This window comes from Aurantiacibacter rhizosphaerae (assembly GCF_009807005.1).
Classification (GTDB): Bacteria; Pseudomonadota; Alphaproteobacteria; order Sphingomonadales; family Sphingomonadaceae; genus Alteraurantiacibacter; species Alteraurantiacibacter rhizosphaerae.
This window is the reverse complement of sequence record NZ_WUBR01000004.1, coordinates 1-16444: the sequence shown is the minus strand read 5'-3', so window position 1 is coordinate 16444 and position 16444 is coordinate 1. Positions and strand designations below refer to the sequence as shown.

Sequence of the window (16444 nt, the reverse complement as noted above, 5' to 3'; positions counted from 1 at the left end):
CTCCCTCGAATCACATAAAGCATACATAAGAACAGTATGCTAGCATATGGTATATTTACACATTTCGAGACTTCAGCGTAAAACGCCTTGTTTTCTTATTGTTTTTTGAAAATATCGCGCCCGATGATCTGCTTCATCACTTCGCTCGCCCCTCCGGCGATGCGGGTGATGCGGGCATCGGTGTAAGCCCGCGCAATCGGGTATTCGAGCATGTAGCCATAGCCGCCGAAGAACTGCAGGCAATGGTCCACGACCTTGCAGTGCAGATCGGTGACAAGCAATTTTGCCTTTGCCGCTTCAACCGGCGTCAGATCGCCGTCCATGAAGCGCGTGATGCACCAGTCCGTGAATACGCGCAGCGCGGTGGTCTCTGCATCCAGCTGCGCCAGCACGAATTGCGTATTCTGAAAATCGGCCACGGTCTTTCCGAACATCTGCCGTTCGGAGGTGTATTCCACCGTCTGCTCAAGAGAGACTTCCGCCACGCAGATGCTGCGCACGGCCTGTGACAATCGCTCCTGCGCCAGTTTTGACATCATCATGCCGAAACCGCCGCCTTCAGGGCCAAGCCTGTTGGCCACCGGCACGCGCACATCGTTGAAGAAAATTTCCGACGTGTCCTGCGCCTTCAGCCCAATCTTCTTGAGGTTGCGGCCACGCTCCAGCCCCGGCGCATTGCCATCCACCAGCACCAGCGAAACGCCCTTGGCGCCTGCATCGGGATCGGTCTTGCAGGCAACGATAAACAGATCGGCGTTCTGCCCGTTGGAAATATAGGTTTTCTGGCCGCTGATGACGTAATCATCGCCATCGCGCACCGCGCGGGTGCGAATGGCCTTGGCATCGCTGCCCGCGCCGGGCTCCGTAATCGCAAGTGCGCCAATCGCTTTGCCCTCGATCATGCGGGGCAGCCACTTGGCTTTCAACTCGTCCGATCCGCCAGCCAGGATGTAGGGCGCGGCCATTTCGGAATGGACCATGAAGCCCGATCCCGGCCCCGATGCGCCAGCTCGTGCCATCTCTTCGATGATCACGACATTGAACAGCCAGTCCACGCCCATGCCGCCATATTCCTCAGGCGCATTGGGGCACAGCAGGCCCATCTCGCCCGCCTTCAGCCACAGCTCTCGCGGTACGATCTGCGCTTCTTCCCACGCTTCGTGGTGGGGAAGGATCTCTTCCTCAATAAAGCGCCGCACAGTTTCGCGAAACGCCTCGTGCTCTTCGGTGAAGAAGGGACGGGAAATAGTCATGGCAGATCCTTATCCGCATTGGCCAACAGTCGCCGCGCCTGCTCCAGATGGGGCAGATCCAGCATCTTGCCGTCCAGCCCCACGGTGCCGGTGTCTCCGGCTGTGGCAAAGGCCTGGACGACCCGGCGGGCCTCCTCTATTTGCGACGCGCTGGGCGTGAAACTTTCATTGATGCCCGCCACTTGCGCAGGGTGAATGGCGATGCGGCCATCGAACCCTTCGGCATAGGCTGACAGGCTGGTGCTGCGCAGGCCATCATCATTGCGATAGTCGACATATAAAGTCTCGATCGCGGCAACCCCTGCGGCGCGCGCTGCCATCAGCGTTAGCGAGCGCACAAGCCGGAAGGTCAGCGCCCATTGCCCGTCCGCACCAAGATTGGTTGTCGCGCCCAGCGCTGTAGAAAGATCTTCCGCTCCCCAGGTCAGCGCGGCCAGCCGTTCCAACCCCGCACCGGCATAATCGCCAAGGGTGAAGGGCGCGGCGGCCGTCTCTGTCGCGACGGGGATGATACCCGCTTTCACACCGTCGCCACCACGCGCCGCTTCCAGCGCATCGAGATAGTTTGACAGGCGAGCGACATCCAGTGGGCCATTGGCCTTGGGCAGCATGATGAGATCGGGCTGAAACGGCACGACTGCCGCCAGATCCTGCAACGCAGCGGCGCTATCCAGCGCATTGATCCGCACGCAGTAGCGGCACTGGCGATTACCGGGCGCGTGCGCCTGCAAAAACGCTGCGGTGATTTCGCGGCCTTCTGCCTTGCGACCGGGCGCGACCGAATCCTCCAGATCCAGAATCATCACATCGGCGCCTGCCTCGGCAGCCTTTGCCAGCTTCTTCTCGCTGTCGCCGGGCGCGAAAAGGAGCGATCGGAAGGTGCCGCCGGTCATGTGTCTTTCGGCTTCTTGCGTTGCAGGCCGCTGCGCTTGCATTGCGCGACGAGATCGTCGTGCTGGTTATAGCCGCGGTGCATGAAGGTGACGATGCCCTGATCCGGGCGGGACTTGCTTTCGCGCAGTTCCAGCACCTCTGTCTCCACACGCAAAGTGTCTCCATGAAACAGCGGTTTGGGAAAGCGCACTTCGTCCCAGCCAAGATTGGCTACGGCCGTGCCGAGAGTGGTGTCACCCACAGAAATGCCCACCATCAGGCCCAGCGTGAAGGCGCTGTTGACGATGCGCTGGCCAAACTCGGTATGTTCCCGGCAATATTCCTCGTCCAGATGGAGCAGGGCGGGATTGTGCGTCATCGCGGTGAACAGCACATTGTCCGTTTCCGTCAGCGTGCGCCGGATCGGGTGGTGAAACGTCTGCCCCACCGTCAATTCATCAAACCATACCCCGGCCATTATGCCAGCCCCAGGATGGAGATGGCCGCAATGCCAAGATAGGGCACGCCGCCCAGATTATGCGACAGGCCAATGGACGGTGATTCCAGCTGGCGTGGACCGGCACGGCCCAGCAGTTGCAGGTAATTCTCATACGCCATGCGCAGGCCCGATGCGGCGATGGGATGGCCAAAGCATTTCAGGCCGCCATCGATCTGGCACGGCACCGGCCCGTCACGATCATAAAACCCGTCGAGGTAATCCTTCACCGCACCGCCATCTTCGGAAATGCCGAGGTCTTCCATCGTCACCAGTTCCGTGATGGAGAAGCAATCATGCACCTCCGCCAGGCTGATCTGACTGCGCGGATCGGTGATGCCCGCTTCCTCGTAAGCGCGTTTTGCCGCGTTGCGGGTGTTGCGCACATGGCTGCCATCCCAGTCGGACATGGTGGATTCAACGCCCGAACTGATCGAAAGCTGGATCGCCTTGATCGTCACCAGATCTTTCTTGCCCAGCGCGCGGGCGATTTCCGGTGTTGTCACGATGGCGCAGGCCGAACCGTCGGACACGCCGCTGCAATCGAAGATGCCAAGCGGATCGGCGATCATCGGCGCGTTGAGGATCTTCTCCATCGGCACTTCCTTGCGGAAATGCGCCTTGGGGCTGTGCACGCCGTTGACGTGACTTTTCCAGGAAACGTGGGCGATGGCCTTCTTCAGGTCTTCCTTTGAAGTGCCATAGCGATGGCGATATCCGCCCGCCAGCTGGGCAAAGCCTGCAGGAGCAGAGCCAAGTGGCAGCCACAGATCGTTGAACGTGCCCTTGAACGGGGCGGGCAGGCCGCCATAGCCCGTGTCCTTCAGTTTTTCCGCACCGATGGCCAGCGCGATATCCACGGCGCCCGATGCCACGGCATAGGCCGCACCGCGCAGGGCTTCGGTGCCGGTGGCGCACATGTTCTCCAGCCGCGTGACCGGAATGCCATCCAGCCGCAGCGCGGTGGAGGCGGGAATGGCGGAGTTGCCGACATTCACATTGTCGAGCGCAGAGCCATACCATGCAGCGTCGATCTGATCGCGTTCGATGCCCGCGTCGGCCAATGCTTCCTCAAACGCTTCGGACATCAGGTCTTCTGTGCCCTTGTCCCAATGTTCACCGAATTTTGAGCAACCCATGCCCAGAATGGCGACCTTGTCCTTGATACCCTTGGCCATGTCAGGCTCCCGTCGCGACCGGGGTCGCTTTCCAGAAATAGCGGTTAAAGCCGCGCTGCGTGTCCGGCTCCTTGATGCGATAGGCCATGCGCAGCGGCGTTCCCTCGTCCAGCCCATCGGGGCCGACATCCACGATCTCCATCAGCAGACGCGCGCCGATGTCGAACTGCACAAAGCCGACGTAGAGCGGGGGTGATGGATAGTAAGAAAGCCAGTCCGGCGTGAAGGTCAGCACCTTGGCCGGCTCATCGCTCAGCGACACTTGCGTGAAACCCGCAGCGGGCGCCTTGCATTCCGGGTTCACACAATAGGCAAGCTGCGGAAACTGCACAGTGCCGCATGATCCGCATTTGCCCGCGACAAATGCCGAAAGCTGATCGGCCTCGCGATAAAGATTGGTGAGCGCGGCCTTGCCGGTCTTCTCGGACCGCATGCCCCACTCGGCATCCAGCTCTCCGTAGAAGGACAGCATGCGCAGGTAATCGGTGGTAGAAACCTTGTCCGCAACCGCGCCTGAAAAACCGCGCTGCGGTTTGAAGTCTGCAATCGCGTCCGTCACTTCCAGGATCAGCGCCTCGGCACCCTGGCCGAAGGCGATCACCAGAATGCGGTCACCCGGCTTTGCCTGTTCCAGCTCGCTCGCCAGCATTAGCAGGGGGTGGGCGGTGCCGGCGTAGCCGACATCGTCATTCAGCGAATCCGACACCTTGCCGTCAAAGCCGATCTTGCGCGCAATCATCTCGGCACTGCCCTTCAGGGGGGAGGCCATGACGAGCGTGGAGAGATCGCCTGCCGCAATGCCCGCCTGATCCAGCGCGGCGCTGACGACGCGCGGGATGATCTTGGCGTAGCCCTCGTCACGGATCCAACGCTCTTCCCAGAAATAATCGTGGTCATGATCGGCAGAGCGGAAGTGATCGATGAATTGCTCTGCAATTGTGGCGCTGCCGATCTTGCGGGCGATTACGCCCTCGCTGCCCAGGCGAAACGCCGCTGCGCCAGCGCCGTATGCCATTTCCAGCGTGCCAGCGGGTTTCGCACGGGGACGGTCCGCCGCCAGCATCAGCTGGTTCGATCCGCTCATTTCCATCGCGCGGGCAAGGCCGGAAAGCCCGGCGCGCTGCGATCCGGCAACATCGGTGCCGCTGACAAGGTGGCCAAGGGCCAGCGCGCCGATGGCGATCACGCTGTTCTGCAAATCGGCGTAGGGCAGGGTGGTGGATGCCAGCGTCAGCGCGCCGATGCCTTCGCGCGAATCCGTGCCCAGCGCATCCCTTGCGGCTTCCACCGCCATGGTGATGCTGTCTTCATCCCATGAACAGAAGGCGCGCTCTCCCTTCGCCAGCCCCCGCAGATTGGGCGCCATCCACTTGTGCGCGGCTGCGATTGCGGCGCGTTCCAGGCGCAGGCGGGGAACATAGGCGCCGTAGCCGGTGATACCATATTCGGTCATATGTCTCTCTTCAGTAAGACTTCGGAAGGTCGAGTACCTTTTCCGCGATGAAGGACAAAATCAGCTGCTCCGTAATCGGGGCGATGCGAAGGAGGATGGATTCGCGGAACAGGCGCTCCACCTGATATTCCGTGGAATAGCCCATGCCGCCAAAAGTCATCACGGCGCGCGTGCAGGAATCGAATGCAGCACGCCCGCCAAGGAACTTGCCCGCATTGGCCTCCGCCCCGCACGGCTTGCCCTGATCATAGAGGCTGGCGGCGCGCATGATCATCCAATAGGCCGATTCCAGCTGCGCCCAGCTTTCCGCCAGCGGATGCTGAATGCCCTGATTGGCACCGATGTAACGGCCAAAGACCTTGCGTTCGCGGGCATATTGCGCGGCACGCTCCAGCGCGCCCTGGCCCAGGCCAACCGCTTCGATCCCCACAAGGATGCGTTCCGGGTTGAGGCTGTGCAGGATGTAATGGAAACCCTTGCCTTCTTCTCCGATCCGATCCTCGTCCGGGATGAAGTAATCATCGATGAAGGTGGCGTTCGAATCCACCGCATTGCGGCCCATCTTGGGGATGCGGCGCACCTCGATCTGCGACTTGTCGAGATCGGTGTAGAACAGTGTCATGCCGTCGGTCGGCTTCTTGCACTGATCCTTTGGCGTGGTGCGCGTGAGCAGCACGATCTTGTTGGCCACTTGCCCGGAGGAGGTCCAGATCTTGCGGCCGGTCACGCGGTAACCGCCGGGCACCTTGGTTGCAAAGGTGGTGATGCTGGTGGTGTCTAGCCCGGCATCAGGCTCCGTCACGCCGAAACAGGCGCGGTCCGTGCCCGCGATAAGCGGCTCGAGCATCCGCTCCTTCTGCTCGTCATTACCGAACACGACCACGGCGTGCGGACCGAACAGGTTGAGGTGGATGGTGCTTGCCGCGGAATAGCCGCCCGCGCTGCGCGAGACGGTGTTCATCATGATCGCGGCCTCGGTCACGCCCAGATTGGCGCCGCCCAGTTCCTCCGGCATGGTGATGCCCAGCCACCCGCCATCGGCCATGGCCTTGTGAAACTCGGTCGGGAACGTCTTTTCCTGATCGCACCGACTCCAGTATTCATCGTCGAAGGAATCGGTGACCCGCTTCACTCCGTCGCGGATTGCCTCTTGTTCTTCACTAAGGGAGAAATCCATCCCGCTCCACCGTTCTCAACCATATTGTGTGCTAGCGTATTATATGGATTGAGAGAATTTACAAGGGGCGAAAATGCGCAGTTTTTCACAGCGTCCCGGTCTTCACATATCCGAAAACCGCGCGGTGTGTGGGTGCGTCAGCGCTGCTGCCACTCTCACTTGGCGGCTTAGCACCTGCTCCGCATGTTCTAATTTGACCATCACTGCATCGCTTGTTAGTTTGCAAGCGTACTATAAAGGCGGCGCATCAAATTGCCGCTGCAACATTGGGTATGGGCGGAGAGGTATGGAATCCTTCATTACGGCCGACGAAAGTCTGGACCTTCACGATTGGACCGTTGGCAATCTTCTGGAGCACGCGGCAGAACAGGCACCGGAAAGGGTCGCCATCCTCCAACCTGCGCAGTCGGAAGGCGAAGAAGACCTCAGCTGGACCTATGCGCAATTGCTGCATGATAGCCACCAGCTCGCCAATTACCTGCTCACCATTTTCAGCCCCGGCGATCACGTGGCGATCTGGGGGGCGAACAGCGCGCAATGGGCCATCTATCAACTGGCGGCTGCGCAGGCCGGGCTGATCCTCGTCACGGCCAATCCTGCGCTTCGATCGACAGAAATTTCCTACCTGCTTTCCCACTCGAAAGCAGTGGGCGTCATCATGGACAAGGAACATCGCGGCGTAGACCTGATTGCCATTGTGGACGAGCTTCGCCCGGACCTCCCGCATTTGCAGCACGTGCTGCCGATCAGCGATTTCGAATCGCATTTGCAAGCGGGGCAGGGGGGCGATGAACCGCTGAACCATGCGCGGCCCGATGATGTTGCGCTGATCCTTTACACTTCCGGCACGACGGGCAAGCCAAAGGCCGTTCGCCTGCGCCACAGGGGCATCGTTAACAACGCGGCGCTTGGCTCCCAGCGGTATGAACTGTCGGAAGGTTCAGCTTGGCTGCACACGCTGCCGATGTTCCATGTTGGCGGGTCTGTCACCATGACGCTGGGCTGCATCGCCATGGTCAGCACATCGGTGATCCTGCGTGCATTCGATGGCGGCATCACGCTGAAGCTGTGCCAGGAGAACCGCATCGCAATGCTGCCAGTGGTGCCGACCATGCTGATCGCGATGATAGAGCATGAGGATTTTGCGAAAACGGATCTCTCCGCGCTGGAACTGCTGCTGACCGGCGGCACCGTGATCGCGCCCGATTTCGTGCGCATGGCAAAGCAGAAGCTGGGCGCCGATGTGCAGGTGATGTTCGGGCAGACAGAGGCGGGCGGGGCCATGTGCAAGACCTTCCGCAGCGATCCTGAGCAGCGCATCGCCGAAACCGTGGGCAGGCCCTATCCGCACACCGCGCTGAAAATCGCCGCGCTGGACGGGGCGGGTCTGTGTGAGACGGGCGATATCGGTGAGATCCGGATCAAGAGCCCCTTCATGATGGCCGGCTATTTCGACAACGTCGAAGCGGATCAGAGCGCGTTTGACGAGGACGGCTTCCTGCGCACGGGCGATCTGGGGCGCGTGGATGACGATGGCTATGTCCGCGTCACCGGCAGGCTCAAGGAAATGGTCATCCGCGGCGGGGAAAACATCTACCCGCGCGAGGTCGAGGATGCGCTGAACGAATTTGCCGAGGTGGCGGAGTGTGCCGTGCTGGGCGTTCCCGATCCGAAATGGGGAGAGGAACTGGTCGCCGTGCTGCGCCCTGCCGCCGGTGCCGATCTCGACATTGATCGGATTACCGATGAACTGCGGGAGACGATTGCTCGCCACAAGGTGCCGAAGAAATGGCGCGTGGTGAAAGACTTTCCGCGCACGCCATCCGGCAAGATCCAGAAGTTCGAATTGATCTCGCTTTTCGCCGAAGACCAGGATTAGGCGGCTAGGCCTGCTGCCGCGCCTCGCGATCCAGCCCGCCTTCTATAGCGGTGCCGCCCAGGCGGACGAGGCAATCGCGCAGGTCCGCAGCACATTGATCTAGCTGTTCTGGATCAAGGCTCTCCAGCACGATGTTCGTGCCGCTCTGGCCCTTGCGCCAGAGCGGATAGGAGGCGAGGGCGCAATCGGCAAAGCGATCCTGGATATTCGCCAGATCATCGGCAAAGGCCTCTTCCGCAAGATCGGTGCCCAGCACCAGCTGCCTTGTGATCGGGCCACCGGATGTGTGTGATCGCATCAATTCCAGCATGGCATCGGCCATGTCCGGTATGCCGGCCAGCATTACGACGTGGCCCACGCGGATCACACCCATCGAGCGATCTTCGGCCATGAAAATTTCTGCCCCGCTGGGAAGAAATGCCAGCTTCAGATGCGCCTCCCGAAGGCGATCTCCGTAATGTTCGCGCATGCGCGCTTCGACCTCGGCGTTGTGGACGATGGGCCGGTCCAGCGCTTCGGCAACGGCGTGCACGGTGATATCATCATGGGTGGCGCCAAGGCCGCCTGCGGTGAAGATATGATCATGCGTGTCGCGCACCCCGCGTATGGCGGCAACGATCTCCTGCCGATCGTCCGGGACGACGCATGCATGGCGCAGCGCAATACCCAGTTCCCGCGTCCACTTGGCGAGCCGGGCGATGTGGCTGTCCGTCGTTCGGCCGGATAGAACTTCGCTGGCGATCACGATCAGCGCCGCGCTGGGCTGGGTGGTGTCAGGCATGGCGAAAGGTCATCCGCATTGTTGGGGTGGGGAGGGGCGCCGGATGAAATTCAGGCGGCCTCGACACAAAGCCAAGACCGCCTAAAATTCATTCGCATCGAGCCTCTCGGTCAGCGCGAAGGCCGCCCGATATAGCGGTCAATCTCTGCCAGGTAATGGCGGATGCGCACTTCTGATTCGGACAGCACGTACCCGTCGAAAGAGCGTGAGCGCAGGCCCTTCTGCACTTCCGGAACGCGCCGTGCATCCTGCGACAGGACCGATCCAAAATCCTCGATATCGGTGGGCGTTTCAATCGGCGGACGAACCGCGCCGTCCCAACCCGGCTCCGAAATCGCTTCGGGACCGAAGGAGCCTGCGTCCATCACCATTTCCTCCGTCCCGGCCACGGGAAGGTTCATGGAAATCGCGCGGTACATGCTCTTTTCCGGATCGGTGGGATGCGGGCGGAAAACCTGGATCAGGATTGCATCGCTGAACACGTTGAGCGTGATGTTGGGGAACACGAAATAGTTCCAGTCATCGGTCACCTGCTCGTCCGAGAGGTTGTCAAAATGATCGTAACCGTGGCGCTTGGCCCAGTCACGCTTCACCTTGGCCAGTGCCTGGTCATACTCCTTGCCCGAAAGCCCTTCGAAATCGGCGGGATTGCCGCCGAAGAAGGCGAGGAACATCTTCAATCCCTCCGGCACCGTTTCCCGGTCTTCGAAGCGACTCGTGACATAGCCCAGCGGGATGACCATCCGGCTGAGGCCCTGGTCATAAAGGTCATACTGGCACTCCAGCGTTTCAGAGAACGGCAGGACCTGCGGATGCACATCGTCGGCGTGGTAGAATTCCACGAAGGCATCCAGCGCGGTTTTCCAGTTGGCATCCCAGCACACCTGGATGTCTCGCAGCACGCGGTACTTATCGAAGGGATAGTTCTTCAGATGCTCCGGCATCACGTCCAGCTGTTCCAGCAGCGAGGGGCCATCCTCGGCCATGCTGATGAACACCAGGCTGTTCCATACGCCGCAGCGCACCGATTTCAGGCCGGGGCGATGGGCGATGACCTCTGGCCGGAAAATGATCTCGTCACGGATTTCCTTGTTCGATCCATCGATGCCGAACCGCCAGCCATGGAAATCACAGCGGAAGCATCCGTCGTCTGATACCGATCCGAAATCGCTGTGCGCAATGCGGTTTCCGCGGTGCGGGCAGACGTTGTAATGCGCGGCAATATCATCCGGGCCTTCGCCAGTTCGAACGACGATGAACGATTCGCGCCCGTGATCGACCTTGAAATAATCGCCCACTTCCGGAATGTCGTGAGCCAGGCCGGCAAACCACCAGGCCTTGGTCCACATATTGTCCCATTCCAGATCCGCCTCTTCCTTCGTCCAGTAGCGTGAGGGATCGATGGGTCCGGTGCCCATGTCGACGAAGTCGGCCTTTGCCGCGGGGCTGCCGGGCTCTGCATCGGGATAGGCCACGAAGCCGGTGCGATAATCGTATTCCATCGGACGTCCTCATTATTGTTCTCAAGCAGGGTGCTACCATAACACCCTGGGATTGATAAGGTACACATTAATAAAGTATGGCAGCATACATAATTTTCAATTAGTTTCTTTGAGAGACGTTTCTGTCGCCCGGAATTGCTGATTTGGCTGATGCACTCCGGCGGTATATCTGCCGCTGCCATCGCAACTGTCGCACCATACGTTCAGGAGAGTGACCCGCTGCTATGACAGATTATCACCCCGCGACGGTCGCGCAGCACACGCCCCGCAAGCGTGCGATGGTAATGGCGGATCTTGGCCAGGCCACCGATTACCGGCAGCTGGTGGACCAATCCAATCGCCTCGCCCACGCATTCGCCGATGCGGGGTTGAGGGAGGGGGACACCGTCGCCTTCTTGCTGGAAAACAGCTGTGCCTATCCGGAACTGATGTGGGCCGCGAAGAACAGCGGCATGCGCTATGTCTGCATTTCAACGCATCTGACTGCGGATGACGCCGCCTATATCGTGCGCGATAGCGGTGCGCGGATGCTTGTCGCCAGCTTCGGCCTGCGCGATCTTGCCGGCCAAGCCGCCGCCTTGCTCGATAACGGCCCTGCGCTGTTCATGATCGGCGGGAGTGAGCCCCCATTTCGCGATCTTGACGCAATCGCGCGCGAGTGCTCGGCGCAGCCTTTGCAGGGCCAGCGGCGACGCGGGCCGTCCATGCTCTATTCCTCCGGCACCACGGGCAGACCGAAGGGCGTTCGCACCAGCATTCCCGATGCGCCGCCACACGAACCGCCGCAACGCTTTGCGATGCTGCAAAAGCAGTACGGCCTTGGCCCGGATACCGTCTTCCTCAACCCCGGCCCCTTCTATCACGCGGGCCCAAACCGCTTCATGATGTCCGTTCTGCGCGCCGGCGGCACGGTGATCGGCCTCAGCCGATTTTCACCTGAAGCGACGTTACGCGCGATAGAGGAACACGGTGTGACCCACGGCTTCTTCGTGCCCACCATGTTCAGCCGAATGCTCGCCCTGCCGGATGACATCAGGAATGCGGTCGACACGAAGTCTCTGCGCCACGCCATCCATGCAGCAGCGCCGTGCCCCGTTCCCTTAAAGCAGGCCATGATCGATTGGTGGGGCCCGGTGATTGACGAACTTTATGCCGGGACCGAGGCTTTCGGCCACACCTTCATCACCTCTGCCGAATGGCTGGATCATGTCGGATCGGTGGGAAGACCGGCAAAGGGATGTCGGCTGAAGATCGTGGATGAAGACGGGCGCACTTTGCCGCAGGGGCAGGCGGGGCGCATCATGATGACCAATGGGCTGAAAATCGCCTATCATGGTGACGCCGCGAAATCGGCCGCGCTTTATGATGAGGATGGCTACGCCTCTCTGGGCGATATCGGCTATCTGGACGAGGACGGCTATCTCTACCTGACGGACCGTGAAAGCCACATGATCATCGTGGGCGGTGTGAACGTCTATCCGCAGGAAATAGAAAACGCGCTGCTGCGCCATCCCGCAGTGGAAGATGCCGCGGTCATCGGTGTGCCTGACGAAGATTTGGGCGAACGGATCAAGGCCGTCATCCAGCTCCACCCTCATGTCACCCGCGATGCCGCGGTGGCGGATGAGATCATGGAATTCTGCCGCCACAACCTGTCTGCCTATAACCGCCCGCATTCGATCGATTTCGGGGACAGCCTCCCGCGCAGCCCGATGGGAAAACTGCTGAAAAAGCAGCTGCGCGAACGATACTGGTCAGGGCTGGACCGGATGATCTGATCCGGCGCAAGGGCCATGATGTTTCAGCACGATTTGCACCGTGCAAATGGAATATCCAAGCCAGCCAACTACCCCAGGCCTTATGCATCCCGGTGCAAGATCCCTCCGTCTGAGGAGGGACACCTATGGCATGTAATCGGGAGAAAAATGGTGCTGCTGGGCGATGTGGATTCGAATGTTGATCAGCTCTTGGCGAAGCAGGAGATTACCGAGGGGATCTATCGCTGGGCGCGCGGTGCGGACCGGGTTGATCTCGCCACGATGCAATCGGCCTTCCATGCCGATGCCACAATCAATTACGGCCCCGGTGAAGTGCCCTGCGGCGATTTCCTGCAAGGCATTGCGACGCAGCATGCCGCCGATTTCGAGAGCACGCGGCACATCATCTTCAACGTGCTGATCGATATCGACGGCGACCGCGCCACCAGCGAGGCGGGCGTGGATTGCCGGGTCCGCTTTACCGATGCGGATGGCCCGCGAGAGATGCTGGTGCTTGGCCGGTATTTCGATCGGTGGGAACGCCGTGATGGGCGCTGGAAGATCGGCCATCGCTTCTCCGTGCTGGATAGCTACCGCGTGCCGGACGTGCTGACCAATGCCCAGGTGGATGAATGGACTGCCGGGATCGCGCGCGGAAGCCGGGACGAGACGGACCCGTCCTACAATTACATCCAGCTGCCATAACCGCAGAACGCCAGGGGCGCGCCAAGAAGTTTTTCAGATAGAGATCAGGAGTGGATATGCGACGCTGGGTGCTAAAGCAGGGAGTCACGGGAATGGACGGTCTCGTAGAGGAGACCGTGGATATACCTGAACCGCAGCAGGGCGAAGTTCGCATGCGGGTTCGCGCCGTGTCGCTGAACCGGCGTGATCAGCTGGTGATGGCGGGTGCGCTTGGCCGCCTGCCCGATCGCGATGTGGTGCCATTGTCCGATGGTGCGGGAGAAATCGATGCCGTCGGCCCCGGTGTCACTGATTGGCAGGTGGGGGACCGCGTGGCTTCGCTATTCTTCGCCAATTGGGTCAGCGGCCCGGCCAATCCGGAAATCGGCGCTGGGCTTGGCGCGTTTCATGAGGACGGCATGCTGGCCGAATATGTCGTGCTGCCCGCCGAACGCGTGGTGGCCATGCCCGAAGGCTATGATTTTGAGGAAGCCGCGACATTGCCTTGCGCCGGGGTGACGGCGTGGAACGCGGTCCGCAGCGGCCACCCGATTGACGAGACGAGTAAGGTGCTGGTGATGGGCAGCGGCGGCGTATCGTTGTTCTCCCTGCTTTTCGCGCGCACCGCCGGGGCGCAGGTGATCGCCACCACGGGGCATGACGCCAAGGCGGATGACATCAGGAAACTGGGCGCAAGCGAGGTGATCAATTACCGCGAGAATGCCGAATGGGGCGCACAGGTTCTGCAAGCCACGGGCGGGGTGGACAAGATCGTCGAGCTGGGCGGCCTTGGCACCATGGCGCAATCGCTGATGGCTGTTGGGTTCGGCGGCGAGATCGCTCTTGTCGGCATGCTGGCAGGCCCGGCGGAAGGCCTCGATGTCATGCTGCTGCACGGCAAGGGCGCAAACATCCGCGGCGTGGCCGTGGGCAGCCTGGACATGTACCGCGACATGAAGGCTGCGATCGAAGCGAATGATATTCGCCCGCCGATCTACAAGCGGTTTGGTGTGGACGATATCAAGTCAGCTTACGAAACCCTGGATGCGCCCGACCTGTTCGGGAAGATCGTCGTCACGCTCTGAGCCACGGGCGCGGGCAGGGTTCCCCGCGAATTTGAACCTTTTTGATCTTTGCAGCCGAATGTTCCTGTCCACAGCGTGATTGTTCAAGCCACATAGGGTTGCCAAGAGTAACGTACGCTTGCTAACTATGTTGCAGAATACGACGATGAACTATACCGTAAGGCAATGAGGTTCTGGTGCTGGCGGAGAACACTCCGCAGGGCCGACGAGAAAATTGCGATTATGGGCCTCACGTAAAAAACAGTGGAGATGTTATGCCGACGTTACTGAGACTTGATACCAGCCCCCGCTCTAAGGGATCGCATTCCCGCGACGTTGGTGACCATCTGGAACAGCAGTGGCTGAAGAAATTCCCCGATTACACGGTGGTTCGCCGTGACCTGGGCGTGAATCCGCCGCCAATCCCGAAGGATGATCTGATCAAGGCCCACTTCGCTGCCGCGAAAGGTGAGCTTACCGAAGATCAGCACGAGACCCTGGAATTTGCAGAAGAGCTGACGCAGGAATATATCGATTCCGATGTCCTGTTGGTGACTGTGCCGATGTACAACTTCGGCCCGCCTGCCAGCTACAAGTCCTGGATGGACAGCATCGTGCGCAAGGAAGTGTTCTTCGGCCAGGATGACCACGGTGAAATCGTGCCTCTGCTCTCGCCAGAGAAACGCATCTTCATCACCGCCGCCTATGGCATCCCGTTCACGGGCTCCCCGCTGGCGCACCTCGACACGATGAAAACCAACATGACGGCGGTTTTCGAAATCTGCGGCATCCCCGCAGACCGCATCCACTACATTTCTGCAGAAGGAACATCGTTCCTTGAGCTGAAGCAGGCTTGTAAGGATGCAGCCAAGAAAGAGATCGACGAGCTTCTCGCAACGATCAACTAAATCCGCGGCATGGGCGACCGCTGCCGATGCGGCGGTCGCCATCCACGTTAGCGGCGATCTTCGCCCGCACTCCTGTATTTTTGGCCAATATTTTGGCTTAATCACGGATGCTTGGCGGCATGGCTGCCGAGCAGGCCGAGGGGTGTCTCCCAAAGGACCGAAATATGCGACTTGCTGTGCTCAAGGAACATGCGCCTGGGGAAACCCGCGTTGCGGCGACCCCGGAAACGGTGAAGAAGTTCATTGGTCTGGGCGCTTCACTGGCAGTGGAGAGTGGCGCCGGGGCCAATGCCTCCATCGATGATGAAGCCTATCGGGAGGCAGGCGCTGAAGTGGGCGACCGCGCGTCCGTAGTGAAAGGTGCCGACATTCTGCTGGGCATTCAGGCGCCTGACGTGGCCGATCTGGCCGGGGCGAAACCGGGGGCATGGGTGGCTGCGCTGTTCGATCCCTTCATGGCGAAGGACAGGGTCGATGCCTATGCCAAGGCCGGGTTCGAGGCCCTGTCCATGGAGTTCATGCCCCGCATCACCCGCGCGCAGAGCATGGATGTGCTTTCCAGCCAGTCCAACCTCGCCGGATACAAGGCGGTTGTTTCCGCCGCCAATGTCTTTGGCAAGGCATTTCCCATGATGATGACCGCCGCCGGCACGGTGCAGGCGGCAAAAGCCTTCGTCATGGGCGTGGGCGTGGCGGGCCTGCAGGCGATTGCCACGGCAAAGCGCGTGGGCGCGCAGGTTTCCGCAACCGACGTGCGCAGCGCCACGAAGGAACAGATCAAGTCGCTTGGCGCAAAGCCGATCTTCGTGGAAAGCGTTGCCGGGATCGAGGGCGAGGGCAGTGGCGGCTATGCCACCGAAATGAGCGAGGAATACCAGAAAGCCCAGGCAGAGCTGGTTTCCGCGCATATCGCCAAGCAGGATATCGTCATTACCACGGCGCTGATCCCTGGCCGCGCAGCACCGCGCCTGATCAGCGACGCGCAGATCGCCACGATGAAACCGGGCAGCGTGATCTTCGATTTGGCGGTGGCGCAGGGCGGCAATGTGGAAGGGTCCGTGGCCGATCAGATCGTGGAGAAACACGGCGTGAAGATCATGGGCTTTTCCAACACGCCGGCACATCTGGCGGCAGACGCATCAGCGCTGTTCAGCCGCAATCACTTCAACTTTCTTTCCGCGTTCTGGGACAAGGAGGCCGGCAGGCCCATTCTTGACGATGAAATCGGCAATGCCGTGCGACTGACGCAAGGTGGCAAGGTCGTCAACGAACGCCTGACGGGAGAGGCATAATGGACTTCATCTCAATCCTGTCAGTCTTCGTGCTGGCATGTTTCGTCGGCTATTACGTGGTGTGGTCTGTCACGCCTGCGCTGCACACGCCGCTGATGGCGGTGACGAACGCTATTTCATCGGTGATCATCGTGGGTGGCCTGATCG

General features: G+C 60.5%; 15 protein-coding genes. 7 read left to right on the top strand and 8 right to left on the bottom strand.

The features are described from left to right. Positions 1 to 95 precede the first annotated feature (95 nt). The 6 genes from GRF63_RS15360 to GRF63_RS15335 are packed head-to-tail and all read right to left on the bottom strand — an operon-like array spanning position 96 to position 6430. Positions 96 to 1253 (bottom strand): acyl-CoA dehydrogenase family protein, encoded by a 1158-nt coding sequence (locus GRF63_RS15360; protein WP_160486958.1) that lies wholly within the window; start codon positions 1251 to 1253, stop codon positions 96 to 98. Then, positions 1250 to 2146: an HpcH/HpaI aldolase/citrate lyase family protein gene (locus tag GRF63_RS15355; RefSeq protein ID WP_160486957.1), complete on the bottom strand. Its 897-nt coding sequence runs from the start codon at positions 2144 to 2146 to the stop codon at positions 1250 to 1252. Before GRF63_RS15355 ends, GRF63_RS15360 begins: the two co-directional genes overlap by 4 nt. Then, positions 2143 to 2604, bottom strand: coding sequence for a MaoC family dehydratase (locus tag GRF63_RS15350; protein WP_160486956.1), 462 nt, complete (start codon positions 2602 to 2604; stop codon positions 2143 to 2145). Before GRF63_RS15350 ends, GRF63_RS15355 begins: the two co-directional genes overlap by 4 nt. Next, positions 2604 to 3800, bottom strand: a complete 1197-nt coding sequence (locus GRF63_RS15345; protein ID WP_160486955.1) for an acetyl-CoA acetyltransferase — start codon at positions 3798 to 3800, stop codon at positions 2604 to 2606. The genes GRF63_RS15350 and GRF63_RS15345 overlap by 1 nt, the downstream gene beginning before the upstream one ends. Before the next feature lies 1 nt (position 3801). After that, a complete protein-coding gene (locus GRF63_RS15340) occupies positions 3802 to 5253 on the bottom strand; it encodes a 3-oxoacyl-[acyl-carrier-protein] synthase III C-terminal domain-containing protein (RefSeq protein WP_160486954.1) in 1452 nt (483 codons plus the stop codon). 10 nt (positions 5254 to 5263) lie between these two features. Then, positions 5264 to 6430: an acyl-CoA dehydrogenase family protein gene (locus tag GRF63_RS15335; protein WP_160486953.1), complete on the bottom strand. Its 1167-nt coding sequence runs from the start codon at positions 6428 to 6430 to the stop codon at positions 5264 to 5266. A gap of 286 nt (positions 6431 to 6716) precedes the next feature. Between GRF63_RS15335 and GRF63_RS15330 the strand changes: the two genes are divergently transcribed. Then, a complete protein-coding gene (locus tag GRF63_RS15330) occupies positions 6717 to 8309 on the top strand; it encodes a class I adenylate-forming enzyme family protein (protein ID WP_160486952.1) in 1593 nt (530 codons plus the stop codon). A gap of 4 nt (positions 8310 to 8313) precedes the next feature. Here the strand turns inward: GRF63_RS15330 and GRF63_RS15325 are convergent, their stop codons facing one another. Together GRF63_RS15325 and GRF63_RS15320 are read right to left on the bottom strand one after the other, a co-directional pair. Beyond that, the gene (locus GRF63_RS15325) at positions 8314 to 9090 is read right to left on the bottom strand and encodes a competence/damage-inducible protein A (RefSeq protein WP_160486951.1); all 777 of its coding nucleotides are present in this window, start codon (positions 9088 to 9090) and stop codon (positions 8314 to 8316) included. Positions 9091 to 9200: 110 nt separating this feature from the next. Next, the gene (locus tag GRF63_RS15320) at positions 9201 to 10592 is read right to left on the bottom strand and encodes an aromatic ring-hydroxylating oxygenase subunit alpha (protein WP_160486950.1); all 1392 of its coding nucleotides are present in this window, start codon (positions 10590 to 10592) and stop codon (positions 9201 to 9203) included. Between the two features lie 224 nt (positions 10593 to 10816). Here GRF63_RS15320 and GRF63_RS15315 point away from each other — a divergent pair, with 224 nt between their 5' ends. The 6 genes from GRF63_RS15315 to GRF63_RS15290 all read left to right on the top strand — a co-directional run. Next, on the top strand, positions 10817 to 12370 hold the full coding sequence (locus GRF63_RS15315) for an AMP-binding protein (protein ID WP_160486949.1): 1554 nt from the start codon (positions 10817 to 10819) through the stop codon (positions 12368 to 12370). Positions 12371 to 12517: 147 nt separating this feature from the next. Beyond that, a complete protein-coding gene (locus GRF63_RS15310) occupies positions 12518 to 13054 on the top strand; it encodes a nuclear transport factor 2 family protein (RefSeq protein WP_160486948.1) in 537 nt (178 codons plus the stop codon). Between the two features lie 92 nt (positions 13055 to 13146). Further along, positions 13147 to 14118 (top strand): zinc-dependent alcohol dehydrogenase family protein, encoded by a 972-nt coding sequence (locus GRF63_RS15305; protein ID WP_237392562.1) that lies wholly within the window; start codon positions 13147 to 13149, stop codon positions 14116 to 14118. A 254-nt stretch (positions 14119 to 14372) separates the two neighbouring features. After that, positions 14373 to 15005, top strand: coding sequence for an FMN-dependent NADH-azoreductase (locus GRF63_RS15300; RefSeq protein WP_160486946.1), 633 nt, complete (start codon positions 14373 to 14375; stop codon positions 15003 to 15005). Between the two features lie 164 nt (positions 15006 to 15169). Further along, positions 15170 to 16297, top strand: a complete 1128-nt coding sequence (locus GRF63_RS15295; protein WP_160486945.1) for an NAD(P) transhydrogenase subunit alpha — start codon at positions 15170 to 15172, stop codon at positions 16295 to 16297. Continuing rightward, the coding region (locus tag GRF63_RS15290) for a proton-translocating transhydrogenase family protein (RefSeq protein WP_202131784.1) at positions 16297 to 16444 on the top strand (148 nt) is incomplete at its 3' end. The genes GRF63_RS15295 and GRF63_RS15290, both read left to right, overlap by 1 nt.

Excerpts from the sequence above, each read along its gene's own strand:
- GRF63_RS15360 (WP_160486958.1), bottom strand. The coding sequence starts at position 1,253 with ATGACTATTTCCCGTCCCTTCTTCACCGAAGAGCACGAGGCGTTTCGC.
- GRF63_RS15355 (WP_160486957.1), bottom strand. The coding sequence starts at position 2,146 with ATGACCGGCGGCACCTTCCGATCGCTCCTTTTCGCGCCCGGCGACAGC.
- GRF63_RS15350 (WP_160486956.1), bottom strand. The coding sequence starts at position 2,604 with ATGGCCGGGGTATGGTTTGATGAATTGACGGTGGGGCAGACGTTTCAC.
- GRF63_RS15345 (WP_160486955.1), bottom strand. The coding sequence starts at position 3,800 with ATGGCCAAGGGTATCAAGGACAAGGTCGCCATTCTGGGCATGGGTTGC.
- GRF63_RS15340 (WP_160486954.1), bottom strand. The coding sequence starts at position 5,253 with ATGACCGAATATGGTATCACCGGCTACGGCGCCTATGTTCCCCGCCTG.
- GRF63_RS15335 (WP_160486953.1), bottom strand. The coding sequence starts at position 6,430 with ATGGATTTCTCCCTTAGTGAAGAACAAGAGGCAATCCGCGACGGAGTG.
- GRF63_RS15330 (WP_160486952.1), top strand. The coding sequence starts at position 6,717 with ATGGAATCCTTCATTACGGCCGACGAAAGTCTGGACCTTCACGATTGG.
- GRF63_RS15325 (WP_160486951.1), bottom strand. The coding sequence starts at position 9,090 with ATGCCTGACACCACCCAGCCCAGCGCGGCGCTGATCGTGATCGCCAGC.
- GRF63_RS15320 (WP_160486950.1), bottom strand. The coding sequence starts at position 10,592 with ATGGAATACGATTATCGCACCGGCTTCGTGGCCTATCCCGATGCAGAG.
- GRF63_RS15315 (WP_160486949.1), top strand. The coding sequence starts at position 10,817 with ATGACAGATTATCACCCCGCGACGGTCGCGCAGCACACGCCCCGCAAG.
- GRF63_RS15310 (WP_160486948.1), top strand. The coding sequence starts at position 12,518 with ATGGTGCTGCTGGGCGATGTGGATTCGAATGTTGATCAGCTCTTGGCG.
- GRF63_RS15305 (WP_237392562.1), top strand. The coding sequence starts at position 13,147 with ATGGACGGTCTCGTAGAGGAGACCGTGGATATACCTGAACCGCAGCAG.
- GRF63_RS15300 (WP_160486946.1), top strand. The coding sequence starts at position 14,373 with ATGCCGACGTTACTGAGACTTGATACCAGCCCCCGCTCTAAGGGATCG.
- GRF63_RS15295 (WP_160486945.1), top strand. The coding sequence starts at position 15,170 with ATGCGACTTGCTGTGCTCAAGGAACATGCGCCTGGGGAAACCCGCGTT.